28 protein-coding genes are annotated in these 15,331 nt (G+C 66.7%); 23 read left to right on the top strand and 5 right to left on the bottom strand.

Annotated elements, in window-relative coordinates; genetic code table 11:
• Nucleotides 1-3 precede the first annotated feature (3 nt).
• Together AC1PK7_RS09130 and AC1PK7_RS09125 are read left to right on the top strand one after the other, a co-directional pair.
• Nucleotides 4-168, top strand: a complete 165-nt coding sequence (locus tag AC1PK7_RS09130) for a hypothetical protein (protein WP_481100562.1) — start codon at nt 4-6, stop codon at nt 166-168.
• Nucleotides 169-253: 85 nt separating this feature from the next.
• The gene (locus tag AC1PK7_RS09125; RefSeq protein WP_481100561.1) at nt 254-763 is read left to right on the top strand and encodes a hypothetical protein; all 510 of its coding nucleotides are present in this window, start codon (nt 254-256) and stop codon (nt 761-763) included.
• Between the two features lie 19 nt (nt 764-782).
• Here AC1PK7_RS09125 and AC1PK7_RS09120 read toward each other — a convergent pair whose 3' ends face one another.
• Nucleotides 783-1,007, bottom strand: a complete 225-nt coding sequence (locus AC1PK7_RS09120) for a helix-turn-helix domain-containing protein (RefSeq protein WP_481100560.1) — start codon at nt 1,005-1,007, stop codon at nt 783-785.
• Nucleotides 1,008-1,077: 70 nt separating this feature from the next.
• On the opposite strand from AC1PK7_RS09120, the gene AC1PK7_RS09115 reads away from it, so the two are divergent.
• Together AC1PK7_RS09115 and AC1PK7_RS09110 are read left to right on the top strand one after the other, a co-directional pair.
• Nucleotides 1,078-1,692 carry a helix-turn-helix domain-containing protein gene (locus AC1PK7_RS09115; RefSeq protein WP_481100559.1) on the top strand — a complete coding sequence of 205 codons (615 nt, stop codon included), beginning with the start codon at nt 1,078-1,080 and terminating at the stop codon, nt 1,690-1,692.
• Nucleotides 1,693-1,762: 70 nt separating this feature from the next.
• Complete coding sequence (locus tag AC1PK7_RS09110) at nt 1,763-3,340, top strand: MASE1 domain-containing protein (protein ID WP_481100558.1); 1,578 nt, start codon at nt 1,763-1,765, stop codon at nt 3,338-3,340.
• On the opposite strand, the gene AC1PK7_RS09105 is transcribed toward AC1PK7_RS09110, so the two are convergent.
• From AC1PK7_RS09105 to AC1PK7_RS09095, 3 genes are all read right to left on the bottom strand, one after another.
• Nucleotides 3,256-3,699 (bottom strand): hypothetical protein, encoded by a 444-nt coding sequence (locus AC1PK7_RS09105; RefSeq protein WP_242081073.1) that lies wholly within the window; start codon nt 3,697-3,699, stop codon nt 3,256-3,258. The two genes, AC1PK7_RS09110 and AC1PK7_RS09105, sit on opposite strands and share 85 nt — an antisense overlap.
• A gap of 119 nt (nt 3,700-3,818) precedes the next feature.
• On the bottom strand, nt 3,819-4,115 hold the full coding sequence (locus AC1PK7_RS09100; RefSeq protein WP_481100557.1) for a hypothetical protein: 297 nt from the start codon (nt 4,113-4,115) through the stop codon (nt 3,819-3,821).
• Between the two features lie 101 nt (nt 4,116-4,216).
• On the bottom strand, nt 4,217-4,591 hold the full coding sequence (locus tag AC1PK7_RS09095) for a hypothetical protein (protein WP_481100556.1): 375 nt from the start codon (nt 4,589-4,591) through the stop codon (nt 4,217-4,219).
• A gap of 208 nt (nt 4,592-4,799) precedes the next feature.
• On the opposite strand from AC1PK7_RS09095, the gene AC1PK7_RS09090 reads away from it, so the two are divergent.
• From AC1PK7_RS09090 to AC1PK7_RS09035, 12 genes are all read left to right on the top strand, one after another.
• Nucleotides 4,800-5,162 carry a hypothetical protein gene (locus AC1PK7_RS09090; RefSeq protein ID WP_481100555.1) on the top strand — a complete coding sequence of 121 codons (363 nt, stop codon included), beginning with the start codon at nt 4,800-4,802 and terminating at the stop codon, nt 5,160-5,162.
• Nucleotides 5,159-5,323 carry a hypothetical protein gene (locus AC1PK7_RS09085; protein ID WP_481100554.1) on the top strand — a complete coding sequence of 55 codons (165 nt, stop codon included), beginning with the start codon at nt 5,159-5,161 and terminating at the stop codon, nt 5,321-5,323. The genes AC1PK7_RS09090 and AC1PK7_RS09085 overlap by 4 nt, the downstream gene beginning before the upstream one ends.
• A complete protein-coding gene (locus AC1PK7_RS09080; protein ID WP_481100553.1) occupies nt 5,320-5,544 on the top strand; it encodes a hypothetical protein in 225 nt (74 codons plus the stop codon). Before AC1PK7_RS09085 ends, AC1PK7_RS09080 begins: the two co-directional genes overlap by 4 nt.
• 121 nt (nt 5,545-5,665) lie before the next feature.
• Entirely contained in the window at nt 5,666-5,923 is a 258-nt protein-coding gene (locus tag AC1PK7_RS09075; RefSeq protein ID WP_481100552.1) for a hypothetical protein, read from the top strand.
• A 38-nt stretch (nt 5,924-5,961) separates the two neighbouring features.
• Nucleotides 5,962-6,561, top strand: coding sequence for a hypothetical protein (locus AC1PK7_RS09070; protein ID WP_481100551.1), 600 nt, complete (start codon nt 5,962-5,964; stop codon nt 6,559-6,561).
• A gap of 77 nt (nt 6,562-6,638) precedes the next feature.
• On the top strand, nt 6,639-6,821 hold the full coding sequence (locus AC1PK7_RS09065; RefSeq protein ID WP_481100550.1) for a hypothetical protein: 183 nt from the start codon (nt 6,639-6,641) through the stop codon (nt 6,819-6,821).
• A gap of 2 nt (nt 6,822-6,823) precedes the next feature.
• Nucleotides 6,824-7,111 carry a KTSC domain-containing protein gene (locus AC1PK7_RS09060; protein ID WP_481100549.1) on the top strand — a complete coding sequence of 96 codons (288 nt, stop codon included), beginning with the start codon at nt 6,824-6,826 and terminating at the stop codon, nt 7,109-7,111.
• Nucleotides 7,112-7,482: 371 nt separating this feature from the next.
• A complete protein-coding gene (locus AC1PK7_RS09055; protein ID WP_481100548.1) occupies nt 7,483-8,337 on the top strand; it encodes a recombinase RecT in 855 nt (284 codons plus the stop codon).
• A gap of 2 nt (nt 8,338-8,339) precedes the next feature.
• Nucleotides 8,340-10,115, top strand: a complete 1,776-nt coding sequence (locus AC1PK7_RS09050; protein ID WP_481100547.1) for a lambda-exonuclease family protein — start codon at nt 8,340-8,342, stop codon at nt 10,113-10,115.
• Nucleotides 10,115-10,342, top strand: coding sequence for a hypothetical protein (locus AC1PK7_RS09045; RefSeq protein ID WP_481100546.1), 228 nt, complete (start codon nt 10,115-10,117; stop codon nt 10,340-10,342). Before AC1PK7_RS09050 ends, AC1PK7_RS09045 begins: the two co-directional genes overlap by 1 nt.
• Entirely contained in the window at nt 10,339-10,644 is a 306-nt protein-coding gene (locus tag AC1PK7_RS09040; protein ID WP_481100545.1) for a hypothetical protein, read from the top strand. The genes AC1PK7_RS09045 and AC1PK7_RS09040 overlap by 4 nt, the downstream gene beginning before the upstream one ends.
• The gene (locus AC1PK7_RS09035) at nt 10,641-10,904 is read left to right on the top strand and encodes a hypothetical protein (RefSeq protein WP_481100544.1); all 264 of its coding nucleotides are present in this window, start codon (nt 10,641-10,643) and stop codon (nt 10,902-10,904) included. Before AC1PK7_RS09040 ends, AC1PK7_RS09035 begins: the two co-directional genes overlap by 4 nt.
• 35 nt (nt 10,905-10,939) lie before the next feature.
• Here AC1PK7_RS09035 and AC1PK7_RS09030 read toward each other — a convergent pair whose 3' ends face one another.
• Nucleotides 10,940-11,518: a hypothetical protein gene (locus tag AC1PK7_RS09030; protein WP_481100543.1), complete on the bottom strand. Its 579-nt coding sequence runs from the start codon at nt 11,516-11,518 to the stop codon at nt 10,940-10,942.
• A 33-nt stretch (nt 11,519-11,551) separates the two neighbouring features.
• Between AC1PK7_RS09030 and AC1PK7_RS09025 the strand changes: the two genes are divergently transcribed.
• The 7 genes from AC1PK7_RS09025 to AC1PK7_RS08995 are packed head-to-tail and all read left to right on the top strand — an operon-like array spanning nt 11,552 to nt 15,040.
• Nucleotides 11,552-11,710, top strand: coding sequence for a hypothetical protein (locus AC1PK7_RS09025; protein ID WP_481100542.1), 159 nt, complete (start codon nt 11,552-11,554; stop codon nt 11,708-11,710).
• On the top strand, nt 11,703-13,517 hold the full coding sequence (locus tag AC1PK7_RS09020; RefSeq protein ID WP_481100541.1) for a DNA cytosine methyltransferase: 1,815 nt from the start codon (nt 11,703-11,705) through the stop codon (nt 13,515-13,517). Before AC1PK7_RS09025 ends, AC1PK7_RS09020 begins: the two co-directional genes overlap by 8 nt.
• A complete protein-coding gene (locus AC1PK7_RS09015; RefSeq protein WP_481100540.1) occupies nt 13,514-13,705 on the top strand; it encodes a hypothetical protein in 192 nt (63 codons plus the stop codon). Before AC1PK7_RS09020 ends, AC1PK7_RS09015 begins: the two co-directional genes overlap by 4 nt.
• Nucleotides 13,702-14,010, top strand: a complete 309-nt coding sequence (locus tag AC1PK7_RS09010; protein ID WP_481100539.1) for a hypothetical protein — start codon at nt 13,702-13,704, stop codon at nt 14,008-14,010. The genes AC1PK7_RS09015 and AC1PK7_RS09010 overlap by 4 nt, the downstream gene beginning before the upstream one ends.
• Nucleotides 14,010-14,480 (top strand): hypothetical protein, encoded by a 471-nt coding sequence (locus AC1PK7_RS09005; RefSeq protein ID WP_481100538.1) that lies wholly within the window; start codon nt 14,010-14,012, stop codon nt 14,478-14,480. The genes AC1PK7_RS09010 and AC1PK7_RS09005 overlap by 1 nt, the downstream gene beginning before the upstream one ends.
• On the top strand, nt 14,473-14,826 hold the full coding sequence (locus AC1PK7_RS09000) for a hypothetical protein (protein WP_481100537.1): 354 nt from the start codon (nt 14,473-14,475) through the stop codon (nt 14,824-14,826). The genes AC1PK7_RS09005 and AC1PK7_RS09000 overlap by 8 nt, the downstream gene beginning before the upstream one ends.
• Entirely contained in the window at nt 14,819-15,040 is a 222-nt protein-coding gene (locus AC1PK7_RS08995; protein WP_481100536.1) for a helix-turn-helix transcriptional regulator, read from the top strand. The genes AC1PK7_RS09000 and AC1PK7_RS08995 overlap by 8 nt, the downstream gene beginning before the upstream one ends.
• Nucleotides 15,041-15,331: the final 291 nt, after the last annotated feature.

Here is a 15,331-nt window from a genome sequence, read left to right as displayed (position 1 = left end):
CGCATGGAGAAGATCAAGTCAGCAGGGAAGCGGGCCAGGGATGGCCAGGTGCGCGTGCCGCGCGGCGAGAACGTCACCGCGCTGGTGAAGGTGGGAGGCAATTGGCTGGCCGCTCGATGGATCGGCGGCAAGGTTGTGTGCCGGGTGCTGCGCCGCGGAGCGGCGTGACCCGTGTTTGTCCAACAAGGCGTCGCCCTCCTTGCGATACGCTGCGGCTACCACACGCACAGCCGATGCCCGCAAGGAGGGCGACATGGACTTCAACTCAATCGCCACGGCGGTTGCCTCGCTCCGCACCGCGCAGGAATTGGCCTCCGCCGCTCTCGGCGTCCGAGACTTCAACCAGTCGGCCGCGGCTCTCGCGCAGATCAACGAGAAGTTGCTCGCAGCCCAGCAGGGTCTGCTCATGCACAACGCCACCCTGCTGCAATTGCAGCAGGACTACTTCGAGGCCACAAAGGAACTGCGAGAACTCAAAGAAGCCGTCGCGAGCAAGGACCGCTATCCGCTTTTCGATCTCGGTGGCGGAAAGTTCGTGTACCGCGTGGATGTCGCCCCACATGAGGGCCGGCCCGGCGAGCCAGGACGCGCGGAGCCGGCTCACTACCTCTGCCAGCCGTGTTGGGATAGCAAAGGGCACAGGTCCGTCTTGCAGCACTGGGGCAATAGTTGGCACTGCACGCTCTGCAAGCAGGCGTACACGCCCAAAGGCGCTGTGCAGTCGAGTAGAGGCCTCACCGGCTACAGCCTCGATTCCGTTTGAGGGGCAACCAGGCTGCGGGTCAGGCAGCATGTGGCACCTCCTGCTGGTCGGCAGGGGGCGGCAGCGCGCCGGAGGCATGCAACTGGTGCAACCTCACCGCGGCCATGCCGCCAGGTTCGCGCGTGCGCCCCTGCTTGATGTCGCTCACCGCTTGCGGAGATTTCTCGATGGCGCGCCCGATCTCCGTTAGAGACCAGCCCCTCGCCTCAAGCGCCCTAATTCGGTCTGCCCATGTCGTGTCCATGGCTCATCCTATGGCATCCCATAGGTCGAGTCAACGGCATCCCATAACGGGATTCCGTAAGAATGCGTGCATGACGACGTCGCCGGCCAGCGCCAGCAAAAGGGGAAACCATCCCGACGAGGCGGGCGCTGCCGGAGTGGGCAAGCGCCTGATTGAAGCGCGCGCAGAGCGGGATCTGACCCGCCCGGCACTGGCGAAGCTGGCGAAGGTGCCCTATCCGACCCTGGCCGGCCTGGAGAATGGCGACCAGTCGACGTCCACCAGAATCCCGGACCTGGCCAGCGCTCTCGGCGTAACGGCTATCTGGCTGGCGACCGGGAAGGAGCCGAAGTATCCCGATCGGGACGAGCCCAATACAGCGGCTGACCATCAGTCGGGCGCGAAGGTGGATCCGGTTCTTCTTGGCCGGGTGCACGCTCTTCTGTCCTCTGACCATCCGTACGACCTCAGCAGCGAGGACGATGCCATCCTCTTCGCCGCTGCATACGACTGGGTAGCGGAGCACGAGGGACCCGACGCGCCAGGGTCCTTCGGAAAATTCTTGCGATGGGCCGCGGTGCGCAACCTTTCGCCGGCGCCGCAAGGACGCACTAGTGCCAAGGGAAATGCCTCAATGAGCGCCTGGCGGCAGAGCCTTGAGCAATTTGGCAGTGAGGACGACGACCTCACCCAGAAGAAGGGCTGAGCGGCTCAGTTGTCTACAAAATAGCGGCACGCTCGCGGTAATTTGACCATCAAGGACTGAAGGTCAGAGCATGGGTCACGGGACGAAACATGTGGTGCGGGCCATGCTCGGAGCGGCGCTCTACGCTGTTGCGTTTCGTCTAGCCTGGGTGAGTTCCGAAGATCAGTTCTATCTGCCTGCCGGCCTTCGCGTCGCAGCACTGCTATTCACGCCTTATCGATTCTGGCCCGCAATCTTCGCCGGCGACGCGGTCGCCATGCTCGGCATTCGGCTTCCGATTTCGGCGCATCTGGGCGCGAGCCCGATGTGGGCCTGGGCGACATCGTTGTTGCTCTGCCCAATCGTCTCGCTCGGCCCTTTGCTGGCTCGAGCACGTTTCATGGGATCGCTTACGAGCGAGCGGTGGCTTCCGCTTATGCTGATCGGGATAGCCTTTTGGGGCGTGTCAGCCAGCACAGCATTGAATTGGACGTTCGGCGGCCCGGTAGACGATGACCTCGCGTCGTACATCTATCGCTTCGGCGTAGGCCAGTATCTGGCCATCACTGTAGCCACGCTGCCGGTGCTGCTTTGGTTCAAGCGCAAGGCGCGCAGCCACGTGCCGCCCAAGTTCACGCGGGACGCGATAGTGGCCGTGCTGGGGACGCTGGCTGCTTATGGCGCACTTCAACTCGCGGCGACGTCGTGGGAGCGCCTGTTCCTGCTGGGCACCATGCTGGTTCCGCCCATCGTGCTCTGTTTCAGGCATGGCTGGAGAGGCGCCGCGCTCGGCACACTCGTTGCCATCCTGTCTCTGGGATTTTCCATACCCGATACTGGCTTGCTCGGGAACAAAGACCTGCTGGTGTTCGTGGCACAGCAGTCGTTGGCGGTCATCGGAACCGTGTTGCTGGTACTTGGCTCGACCGTCTCGAGCGAGTACGAAAATGGCGCTCGGCTGCAGCGTGCAAAGCAGGATGCTCTGAAGCTGGCCAGGTGGAACCACGTGTCGGCGGAAATGCTACTGCGCGAACGCGCGCAGTCAATCGCCGATGCGCAAGTGGAGGCCGACGCAGGTTGGCGCGACATCGTGTTGCACCTAAAAGCACAAGGTCGCTATGGGCTTGCTCTTCAGGCCAACACGCTGGGCTTCAACAACAGCCGCATGCTCTTCGAGCAGGTCGTGTCCATCTACCCTCTGGATCTGGACAGCGTGGGCCTTTTCGAGCTTCTGCAGTCAGGCGAGTTCGTGGGGATAGCGTATCGGGACGTTGAGACGGTGTCGCTCAAGGGCGGCGCGGCGAAACACTCCCTTGCTCTACAGCTTGCGGCACATCGCAGCATTACGCATGCCATAGACCTTCTACCGCCGGGCTTGAAGCGCCTGCAGCTTCGTACGTGGAAGCTGGGTCGCCGACGCGGAATCTCGATCAGCGTCCGATCTGCGACGGCTATGCAGTTGCTCGTCGATGGCGATACCCAGAGAAATGCTGAGATCCAGCTACGAGCGAAGGTTGAAGCTTACGGCGGAGCATTCAAGCGCCGCCGCACGCGTGTAGTGCTGACCCTGACCGAAGACGTCGATCAGCGGCTGGAAACCGGCACGATGATCCAGCTCACGCCGTCGCTGCCCTTCAACGCCCTGACGACGAATCGATCCGACGTGTAGACGACGGTGCCGGCCGAGCTGCTAGCTGCCACGGTCACGCGATCAACATCCGAGCCCATGGGCATCACCCATGCGGTCGCATCGATCCGACCGACGGCGGCGCGGACTGCACCTCGGCTGTCATTGATCTGCAGATAGTTGATGCCGTCCCTCGCGAACTCGTAGACACCCCATTCCGGGTCCGCCGATAGATTCGCGGCCTGCGGTGCGCTTTCGCCCAGCCCCTTCGCTGCGGGCACAGAGCCCGGCGACCCGCTGCCGCCCGAAGGACAACATGCGAACGCAGCTGCCGGAACACCGGCCACCAACAGTCCTATAACCATCCTCCGCACAGAAGCGCCCTGCAGCACCGTATTCATCGCCATCTCCTTGAATTGGCCAAGCCCGCGCCGTGCGGGCATCGCCAGCTTACGGCTTCCCGAGCCGTCCAGCACCGGGCAAAGAAAACCCCGCAGGAGCGGGGCAATCTTCAACGCGGCTATGGCTGTTTGTTCACCGGCGCAGGCGGGGGCTGAGCGGGGGCCGCAGGCACCTGGATGATGTATGGCGCGGCAGCAGTGGGAGTTGCACTTCCCTTGTCCGCTAGCGAGCGAACATTTGAGATCATGATGTTCGCGATCGTGGATAGCCCAACCAGCACCAGGACCGCCGTCGCAACAAACCAACCCTTCATCTCGCTCGAAACCTTGTGCAGATCCGCGCGCACAGCCTCGACATCCGACTTTGTGGCGAGCGTCGGAACTACCGCTTCGAGCTTGGCAACGCGTGCTTCCATGCCCCCATCATGGCCCCCTCCACCGCCCTTTTCAACTGAATTGGGGCCCCTATGGCTGAATGCCGAGGCCCCCTCATTTGCAGGTCGCAGGTGCGAAACGTTCATTCTGAGGCCTCCTTGCCCTGCTTGCTTTTCCAATCAGCAAGCGCTGCCATCGTGTGTGTCCGGACGTAGCCGCACCGGTCGCAGACTACAAAGTAGACAGCGAGCCCGTAAGCAGAACCCTCAAGCGGCCCCTGCGTCCGCAGTTCCACGTAAAGCCCCTCCCCAGGGGTGAAGTTCACCAGCCAGTTCGGCGACTTGCACACCGGGCAAAGGCCTGCAGGGCCAAACGAATTCAAAAAGGCGACAGCATCGGCGGTCGATATCTCGGTGTCCCTGAACTTGACTGGCTCTTCGCCCATTGGGCTTCCCTGCTCCCCCTGATCGAGCAGCGAGCTTACCAACTCGTGCCCGACACTGCGCAGACAGTTCATTCGTAGGGCCTGCAGCAATGCCAACACACGGGGCGCCAACCGATCGAGTTCCGCGTTTCTTGAAACATCAAGGGGTTGCGCTCCTTGCGGCCAGTCCCCGCCGTTGCGCAGATGCTTGTCTACGGAAAACTATGGAATCCCATTGACATGCAGTTATGGCATCCCATAGAGTGTCTACGTCAGCCCACGAGGGCACGGAGACGGGACCATGGCAACCCACAAGTACGACAGGCACTGCGGCTGCGCGACCTGCTGCCGGATCGAGCGGGCCGATGCGCGCGCCGATGCGCTGGCGCTGGACCTGCAGGCGTCCGGCGCGGTCTTCGCCGAGGCGCTGGGCGAGCTGACGACGGAGCAGCACGCGCTGCTGGCCGGCCACCTTGCCTCGGGGAACGACGCTGGCCTGGCCGAGATCCTGCGCCGGGTTCAGGCCGACTACCTGGCTTCGTCGATCGCCGGTCGGATGGAGGACGTGGGCTGCACGCGGCTTGAGGCTGTGCAGCACCTGCGGACGGTCTACGAAGTCGCGCCGCGCACCGCGCCGGCCCAGCCGTGGAGGGCCGCGGCATGAACATGGCCGACTACTGCTACGGGCCGCTCGAAGATATCTATCAGGCGCTGAGCGGCGACAACCCACCGGCCGATCCGGCAATTCTGCGTGCGGTCCTGGCGCGCTGCGTGGGCGAGATCATCGTCATCCAGGCGCAGCTCGCCAATGGCGGTGCGCAATGAGCGGCCATGTCGTGCTGTTCCCGATCCAGTCCGACCACGACCAGTACAGGTACCGGAGCGTCGGGGACACCGCCGAGCAGGCCGGCTGGAACCGGCGCCAGGCGGAACGCGACTTCCTGCGCAGCGGCTGCAGCCAGGCGGTCCGCAACGAACTTGCGGAGCGCGCGCGGCGTGCCCGCATGCAGACCAACGACGACGACCACGGCCCGGAGGCCGCCTGACCATGGATCACTTCGAAGACATCCCGCCGATCCGCGAGGAAGCGGAAGGCCTGTTCCTGATCGGCGCGTGCTCGTTCTGCGCCGGCGTGCTGTTCGCCCTGCTCGTGATGGCGGTGCGCTGATGCGCGCCGGCGCCCTCCTCCGCCTCCTGATCTGCGGCATCGCCGTCGGCTTCTTCGGCGACATGCTCCGCCGCTGCTTCGTCGTCGAGGCCTGGACGCTCGTGCCGTTCGTCGCCGCGCTGCTGGTGCTGGCGCTGATCGCCACCCGAAGCGCATGGCGCGCTGCGCGTCGGCAGCGCCGCGGCACCGCGTTCCTTCGCCCCAATCCGCCGGCAACGGCCGAGTTCCCCGAACAGCCGCGCCGCGGCGTCCGCTGATCCCCGCCGGCGCGGCCGGCACTACCGATGAGGTTCCCATGTTCCAACTCGACAAGCACGAGGCGTCCATCGCCAACGTCAACCAGCGCATCCAGCGGCACGGCGAGGAGCGCCAGCTCGCCGCAGACATCAAGTTCGTCCTGAGCGTCAGCAACGAGGCGCTGGACTCGTTCGACCCGACGCTGCGCGCGGACCTCTTCCGCAAGCCGGGCAGCGGCGAGCAGCAGGAGCTGCCCCAGATCGGCCACGCCGCGCTGACCCAGGTGAAGCACCCGGCGCTGGAGCCGCTGAAGCTCAACCACGAGCTGACCGGGTACGAGCTGGAGCTGGCCGGCATGCTGGAAGCCGGCGATCCGGTGGTGCTGGTCGACGTGAAGCTGAAGCGCTTCGTGATCGAGCCGAAGGAAGGCGGCAGCGTCGCGATGTCGTTCACCGCGTCCGCCGAGGTCGACGCCGACGAGATCAGCGAGTTGTCGGCCGCCTTCATCCGCGAGGACGTGCTGCTGACGCTGACGCCGCCGAAGCGCGCGGCGCAGGAGCCGGACCTCAGCGAGGGCGACACGCTCGACGCCCAGGACGCCGCCGACGCCGAGGCGGAAGCCGCGAGCCTCATCGAAGCCGGCAAGAAAGCGGCCTGACCGCGCGCGCCGCGTCGGCGCCGCAACTTCCACGCGCGCCGGGCGCTTCCCCGGCACCACCACCAGAGGATCGCACCATGCAAATCGAGAAGGGCAAGACGTACACGCTGAAGACCCGCCGCGGCCGCGCCGTCGTAGGCGAGGAGAAGGCCAAGGTCACCGCGCTGAAGGCGCAGGGCCGCGGCCACACCGTGCACTACACCGTCGGCGGCGAGCAGCGCACCGCTTCGCTGGGCGAGTTCCAGCGCAAGGCCGCGTGACCATGAGCGCCCCCTCTGCCGCGCGCATCGAGCTGGTGGACGTCGAGTCCAGCCAGATCCATTCCATCGGCCACGACCCCGAGACGAACACGCTGGCTATCCGCTTCACGAAGGGCTACGGCGCGAACCGCGGCCCGGGGTCGCTGTATCACTACGCCAACTTCACCGCCGCCGACTTCGCGGCGTTCAAGGCGGCCGAGTCGCTGGGCAAGCACTTCGCCCAGTTCATCAAGCCGTTCCCGCAGCAGTACCCGTACACCAAGGTCGCCGAGGAGCAGCAGGCAGCCTGAGCGATACCTGAGCCGTGGCAGGTAGTCCACGGACGCGAACGCACCGCGCATTGCCAGGAAAGCAACGGCAGACGTTAAAGGCAGGAAGGGAACCGCCCGCACCGCCGATACGTGCGCAAGAAGGAGCGGAAGGCCACAAGCCTATGCAGTCGGGAAAGACCGGCCGCCTGGAAGCCTCTGGCAAGACAGTTGGGCGTGAAAGCAAAGCAGAGGACAGCAGAGGGAAAGGCCATGGCCATCCCCGAACTGGGCAACACGGCGGTGAGAGCCCCGCGCCGGAGACGTAACCGGCACCTATCCCAACGCCAGCCGGCGGCGCCCTGTGCCGGCACCCATTCCCATGACGCCGGCGCAGCCGGCCGGAGACCGCAGTGAGCAACGTAACCGTGATCCCGCAGAACCAGCAGGCCGCGCTCACCGCGCAGCCGCGCCAGCAGTTCGACCTCAGCCCGCAGACGTTCGACCAGGCTCTGACCTTCTGCGACTACCTTGCCGAGAGCGACCTGGTGCCCAAGGACTTCAAGGGCAAGCCGGCGAACTGCCTGATCGCCATCCAGTGGGGCGCCGAGCTGGGCCTGAAGCCACTGCAGGCGCTGCAGAACATCGCGGTGATCAACGGTCGCGCCGGGCTGTGGGGCGACGCCGTCATTGCGCTGGTTCGCAGTTCGCCGCTGTGCGAGTACATCACCGAGACCGACGACGGAAAGACTGCGACGTGCCGCGTGAAGCGCCGCGGCGAGGGCGAAGAGGTCCGGACCTTCAGCGTCGACGACGCCAAGGCTGCCGGGCTGTCTGGCAAGCAGGGACCGTGGACGCAGTACCCGAAGCGCATGCGGCAGATGCGCGCTCGTGCCTTCGCGCTGCGCGACGTCTTCCCCGACGTGCTGAAGGGCATGCCGATCGCCGAAGAGCTCATGGACATCCCGCAGGCCGGCGCTGCCGCGGCTGCCGCCGGCCACGGCGCGGGCGAAGGCCAGACCGAGAAGCAGCTGCCGTTGTACTCGGAAGCCGACTTCGCGGCGAACCTGCCGAAGTGGTGGGACATCATCGCCAGCGGCAAGAAGACGGCCGACGACCTGATCGCCACGCTGCAGACGAAGGTGCGCTTCACGGCCGAGCAGCTGAAGGAGATTCGCAATCCCCCGAAGGACAGCGACGAGAGCGAGCGCCAGGGCGATGAAGCCGGCCCGGCTAGCGGCGCCAGCGACGCCGCGGTGGAGGGCTGATCATGCGCACCGTCAGTTTGATCCAGGGCACGCCGGAATGGCATGCCCACCGCGCCAGCCACCTCAACGCCAGCGACGCGCCGGCGATGCTCGGCTGCAGCCCGTACAAGACGCGCGCGCAGCTGGTGCGCGAGTTTGCGACTGGCATCGGCGAAGAGCACGACGCCGCGACGCTGCAGCGCTTCGCCGAGGGCCACCGGGCCGAAGACCTGGCGCGGCCGCTGGCCGAGAAGATCATCGGCGACGAGCTGTACCCGTGCGTCGGCGTGGAGGGCAAGTACTCCGCCAGCTTCGACGGCCTGAAGCTGCTGGAGGACGAGGCGTTCGAGCACAAGGCGCTCAACGACACGCTGCGCGCGGCGATGCGCGAAGGCTGCACCGGCACCGACCTGCCCCTGCACTACCAGGTGCAGATGGAGCACCAGTGCATGGTGTCCGGCGCCGAGCGCGTGCTGTTCATGGCGTCGAAGTGGAGCGGCGACGAGCTGGTCGAGGAACGGCACTGCTGGTACACGCCGAACCCGGAGCTGCGCGCGCGCCTGATCGCCGGCTGGGAGCAGTTCGAGGCCGACGTCGCCGCGTACGAGTTGGAGCCGGCCAAGGCCGCGGTGGTCCCGTCGCCGGTCGCCGGCTTCGGCGCACTGTCGATCCGCGTGGAGGGGCGCGTGCTGGCCTCCAACCTGGAAGCGTTCAAGGCCAACGCCGACGCGTTCCTGGCGCAGCTGCCGAAGCCAGCGGACCTGCAGACCGATCAGGACTTCGCCGATGCCGACGCCGCGGTGAAGGCGTGCTCGGAGGCGGAATCCCGCATCAAGGCCGCGCAGGATGCCGCGCTGGGCGAGATGGTGGACGTGGACAAGCTGCTGCGCACCGCTGGCTCGATCAGCGAGGCGATCCGCGCCGCGCGTCTGGCGCTGGAGAAGGCCGTCAAGGCGGAGAAGGACAATCGGCGCCAGCAGATCGTGGAAGCCGGCGTGCGCGCCGTGCGCGACCACTACGACGCGATCAACGCCACCCTGGGCCAGCACCGCATCCAACCGCCGCAGTCGCTGGTGATGGACATGGGCGGGGCGATCAAGGGTAAGAAGTCGCTGGCCAGCATGCACGACGCCGTCGGCACCGCCGCGGCCAATGCCAAGATCACCGCAAGCCAGCAGGCAGACCGCGTCCGCGCGTGTGTGCACGTGCTCGAGATGGAGATGGGCGACTACGCGGCGCTCTTCCCCGACCGCGTGCAGCTGTGCGCGGCGAAGACGCCGGAAGATCTGCGCAACCTGGTCACCGCCCGCATCGCCGAGCACCAGCAGCGCGAGCAGGCCCGGCGCGAGGCCGAGCGCGAGAAGATCCGCGCCGAGGAGGAGGCGCGCGCTCAGCGCCAGCTGCAGGAGGCCGAGGCCGCGCGGCTGGCCCAGGAGAGGGCGGACCGCGAGGCGGAGGAAGCACGCGAGCGTGCGCTGCGCGCCGAGCAGGGACAGCCCGCGCCGCCGGCCCAGCCGCAGACCGTGGCAGCCCCTGCGCCCATGCAGTCACCCGCTCTCGCCTTCTCCGCACCCGCCGCACCGCCGGCGGCCAGCTCGCCGTCACGCAAGCTGCGCCTGGGCGAGATCAATGCGCTCATCGCGCCGCTATCGATCAGCGCCGACGGCCTGGCCGAGCTGGGCTTCCAGCCGGTCGGCACCGAGCGCGCGGCAAAGCTGTACGACGCTACGCGCCTGCCGGCGATGGTCGATGCCATGCAGCGCCGGCTGGCGCAGGCCATCACCAAGGCGGCCGCGTGATGCTCCGGACCTGCACCCACTGCGAGCGCCGTCTGGCAGAAAGCCAGTTCAACTGGGCAGGCGGCAAGCGGCGCGGCGCATGCCGGCTCTGCGACAACGACGTGCAGCGCACCCGCGCGCCGCTGGCGCCGGTCCGCGTGGACCCGGTGCAGGTCCGGCTGAACAACACCGTCTCGATCTGGCATGGCTGGGTCGAGCGCGGAACACCACTGAGGAATGCAGCGTGAAAGAACGACCGATCCTGTTCAACGGCGCGATGGTGCGCGCCATCCTGGTCGGGAAGAAGACGCAGACGCGGCGCTTGGTGAAGGATCTCCCGAGCTGGCCAATCACCGAGATTGTTCCAGATGCCGGCGGCTCGGGGCGCTGGTTGCCCAACGGCCCCTCGCTGACTGGTCGCGGGATGGCTGCAGGGCACTGGCGCCTCTGCCCCTACGGCCAGCCCGGCGACCGGCTGTGGGTGCGGGAAACGTGGGGAATCGGTTCTCGCCCTGATCCGTGGGGCGGCTATGAGGGTGTCGAAGGATGATCCGCCCCTTCACCCGCCGCGCTCCGCCGCGCAATGGCGGCTTTAGCTGGGGCCGCGTGCTGCCCAGCGAGCAGACCGTCACCTATCGCCTGTTCCGTCGCGACCTGAGCGGCGCGCTGCACTGCTCGATGCACACCTTCCACGTCGCCGCCGCACGCCGGGACATCGCCAACGACCTCCGCCGCGGGCGCCACAAGCTGCGCGACAAGGTCGACGAGATCGACCTGGCCACCATGTTCGGGCAGCGGAGCGCAGCGTGAGCAACGGCCAGCACAGCTTGCACGGCCACGCTCAGCTACCGCCTGCGCGGACCAAACTTCGTGCTGTCGATCGCTGTTTCAGCAGCTTCGATGGCTTCATGAATCTCTGTGGTCAACTCGTCGAGCATCGGCGCAAGGTTCTTGAGCCTCTGGGAAAATCCACCGCGCGGCGCCAGCGGGTTCTCATTAGGCCCGAGTTTCAGAAACTCAACTATCTGCTCCCATGCGCCAATGCGACGCCTCAGCACAGAAATGGCGTTGAGCACGTCATCAAGTTCGGGATCAAGGTCAAAAAGAGGAATCTCTACCGGCATTCCCAGAAGCGCCTCGACTTCAACCCCGCTCGGGTGGAAGTCGCCGTCAATCAAGGTGCCTCTAATGCTCGAAGCGCCGTCGAGCCGTTGCGAAAGGCGCTGGAGACTATCCCGGAAAGCCCGCATCGCGACATACGACCGATAGCGTCCGCGTCTGACTTCGCGCCGATACGGGAGCACGACGGCAAGCAAGGTGGCAACCGCAGACGCCCATCCCCCGATGGCCGCTACCGAATTCCATTCCAACACGCACGTCTTGCTCAAAGGCGCGCACTGAAACACCCCATACATCCATTCCATTCGAACCCCCTTTTCCTTTTGAGCGATTCTGCCATGACCAGCATCCACCAGAACGACCGACTGGCCGCGTTGCAATGGGCCGTCGAGCGCGCACGCGAGGCCGCCGCCGGCGACGAGCTGGTCCGCCTCAATGTGCTGCCGGCGCTGCAGCAGTTGCGCGACGATGCGCAGCGGGACGTGCGCCGTGGCTGACGGCTCCCATATCCCGCAGATCCAACCGAACCGCGGCGCGCGCCAGCGCACCAAGCTGGTGGCCGATCTATTCTGCGGAGCCGGTGGCCTGTCCAACGGTGCCCAGCGCGCCATGCGTGAACTCGATCTGGCCATGAGCCTGGTCGGCGCGAACCATTGGCCCATCGCCATCGAAACGAACAGGCGCAACCACCGCGAGCACGCTGACCGCATCACCTGCGCGAACCTCGAGACGGCGCTGCCGCTCGACCACGTCCCCGAGGGCAGGCTCGACCTGCTGATGGCGGCGCCGTCGTGCGTGTTCCACTCCCGCGCACGCGGCGGCAGGCCGGTGCACGATCAGCAGCGGATGGACCCTTGGCACGTCGTGCGCTGGTGCACAGAGCTCCGCGTCAGCCGCATCCTGATCGAGAACGTGCCCGAGTTCGTCGATTGGGGTCCGTGCAGCCTGGTCACCGGCCGGCCGATCAAGTCCAGGCGCGGGGAATATTTCCAGGCGTGGATCGCGGCCCTGCAGGCCGTCGGCTTTCGGGTCGACTACCGGGTGCTGTGCTGCGCGGACTACGGCGACCCGACCACACGCCGCAGGCTCTTCCTGATCGGCCGCAGTGATCGCGGCCCGCTGGAATGGCCCGAACCAACGCATGCCCGATCTGGCACCGTCGACCTGCTGGGCATACGCCAGAAGTGGCGCGGCGCGCGCGAGGTGATCGACTGGACGATGACCGGCACCAGCATCTTCACCCGGCCGAAGCCGCTGAAGCCCAACACGATCCGCCGCATCCTAGCGGGCGCCGTGAAATACCGCTGGCCCCAGCCCTACGTCGACGCACTGCAGGCGCTGCTCGACGGCATGACGCCGCGGTTGATCTTCAGCCGGGCCGAGGCGATCGAGCTTGGCCTGGTGCAGCCCGAAGGCCTGGGCCTGGTGCTGGCCACCGCCAGCGGCGGCGCTGCGCGGGATCTAGACGAGCCGCTGCCGACTATCACCACCGGCGGCGCCGGCGGCGCGCGCCCAGGCTGCGCACGACCGCAGCTGGTCGAGCCGCTGATCGTGATGCGGACGAACAGCGATGGCGGCCGCACCTCGCGCCCGATCGACGAGCCCCTGCCGACCATCTGCACCGCTGGCGGCGGCTTCCTGGCAGATCCGCTGATCGTGCCGGTGTCGAACAGCAGCAGCGCCGGCGTGCCGCGGTCGGCCGACGAGCCCATTCGCACGGTCACGACCGCGAAGGGCGGCGACCAGGGCGTCGCGTTGCCGCTGGTGGCGCCGTACTACGGCCGCGGATCTGGCCAGACGTCGACGTCGGTGGACAAGCCGGTGCCGACCGTGTCGACGAAGGCGCGCTTCGGCCTGGCCGAGCCGGTGCTGATGCGCGCCGGGCATGGCGACAGCGACGGCCGCGACCCAGCGAGCCGCGTGATCGACGTCGACAGCCCGCTGCCTGCGCTGACCACGTCGAACGAGGTGTCGATCGCTCAGCCCTTCGCCCTGCCGGTCACGCACCACGGCGACACGCGCACGCACGGAATGGACGACCCACTGCCCACCATCACCGGTGCGAACCGAGGCGAGCTTGGCCTGGCCACGCCGGCGGGCGAGGTCGCCGACGAGGTGCGGATCGACGTGAACTACCGGATGCTGCACTGGCGCGAGCTGGCCAGGGCCACGAGCTTCGACGACGAGGGCGAGGTGTACGACTTCGCTGGCAACGCCACCCAGATCACCAAGCAGATCGGGAACGCGGTGCCGAACCGGACTGCCAAGGCGCTGGTGCGCGCACTGATGAAGGAAGCCGCATGACGGGCCAGCTTTTCCCGCGCCCGCCGCGCCGGCTCAAGCAGCCGACCAAGGACGTGCTGCGTCAGCACCTGGCCAGCATCACCGAAGAGAATATCCGGCTCCGCGCCGAGAACGAGCGGCTGCGCTCGACCTGGTGGCGGCGCCTCATCAACCGCTGGCGCACAGCGCCGAAGGACATTGCACCATGAGCACGACCAAGACCCTGACCCCCGAAGCCCTGCAGCGCGCCATGGCCGCAGCGTGCAATGCCGGCGAGTACGCTGGGATTCCGAATCGCGTCTACGACGCCCTGGTCGCCGGATGGATCGAGCTGCAGGTAGAGCATGCGCGGGCGTTGGCCGAAGTGCGGCGCGCCGGCGCGATGCTCTCGAACTGCGCCTACAACCTCGCGCAACGCGAGCACCTTACCGACGACGAGCGCAGGTCTCTGGACGAGGCGCGTCAGGCGTGGGACGCCGCTATCTCCGCCGCGCCGGCACCGGAGGTGCCGTGATGGCCCTTCCCTACGAGAACGCCACCAGCGGCAACAACGCGATCAACGAGATCCAGAAGATGCTGCGCGCCTTCGGCTGCCAGCGCTTCGCCACTGGCGAGGACTACGAGACTGGCGAACTGTTCATCCAGTTCGAGCACCGCGGACGGCAGGTCCAGCTCAAGGCCAGCGCCAGCGGCTATGCCGCCGCCTGGCTCAAGGCGCACCCCTATGGCCCGCGCGTCCGCGCGACACGTGCCGACCACGAAGCCAAGGCGTTGCGGATCGGCGGCGTCGCTGTCTATTCGATCCTGCGTGACTGGGTGAAAGGCCAGGTCACGGCCATCGAGATTGGCATGCTGACGTTCGAGGCCGCGTTCCTGTCGCACATCCTGCTGCCCAGCGGCCAGACCGTGATCGAGCATGTCCAGCACCAGAAGCTCCTGCCGCAAGAGGCGCAGACTGCGCCGGAGGGCGGCAGCCATGGCTGAGCGCCAGCACGCCCTTCCCCGCCAGGCCCGCAACAACGGGATGGCAGTACGTGGACGCCCGATCCGCGTTCCGCGCGGAAAGGCCACGGTGCGGCAGATCCTGCGCCAGCATCTGCGCGAGGAAGGCCACCGCATGCAGGACCTGGCCGGGCCGTGGCAGTGCAAGCCGCAGACGGTCTACGACATGTTCTGCGACAGCCGGGCCTTTTCGCCCGCACACATCGACGCCGCTGCAGCATTCCTACGCCTTGACGAGCACGACGCCGCCGAGCTGCGCCTGCTGGGCGCACGCGAGGCCGGCTGGAACATCGACCCGCAGTACCTGCTGGAGAACCAAAATGGCTGAACAAGACCGCACCCCGCCGGAGCCGCGTCGTTTCCTCCGTTTGCCGGACGTGAAGCGGCGCACGGGCCTGTCCAAGTCCACCCTGTACGATCGAATTCGAGCCGGCACCTTCCCCAAGCCGGTACCGCTGGGAGGCTCCCTGTCGGCATGGGTAGAATCGGAGGTAGAGGAATGGATGGCCGCGCGGATTGAGCAGCGCGACAAGGCCGCATGATCCGGGGGTAGCGCTGGGGGTATCGACACCCGAACCATCTGCCGCTACCTTTTCAAATCAAAGCCTTACAGTATTTTTACGGTAGAGCCCACCTCCACCATCCAAACGTCCATGGACGTGCAAACAAAGCTGGAATCCCGATTGCATCGAGATTTCCGGCTTTTTTTGTGCCTGATGCTGGCCGGCGACACGCGGGACGGCCCCTATGCAAAGCGCCCGTCCGCCAACCTTGACTCGGTCGATCACGCGGTCGCATGCCATGATGAGCGGGAACGGCCCAGCAGCCTTACC

The sequence above is a fragment of the Xanthomonas sp. NCPPB 3174 genome (assembly GCF_056725205.1).
Note: the sequence above shows the minus strand (reverse complement) of the source record. Positions and strands in the feature narration are given on the sequence as shown.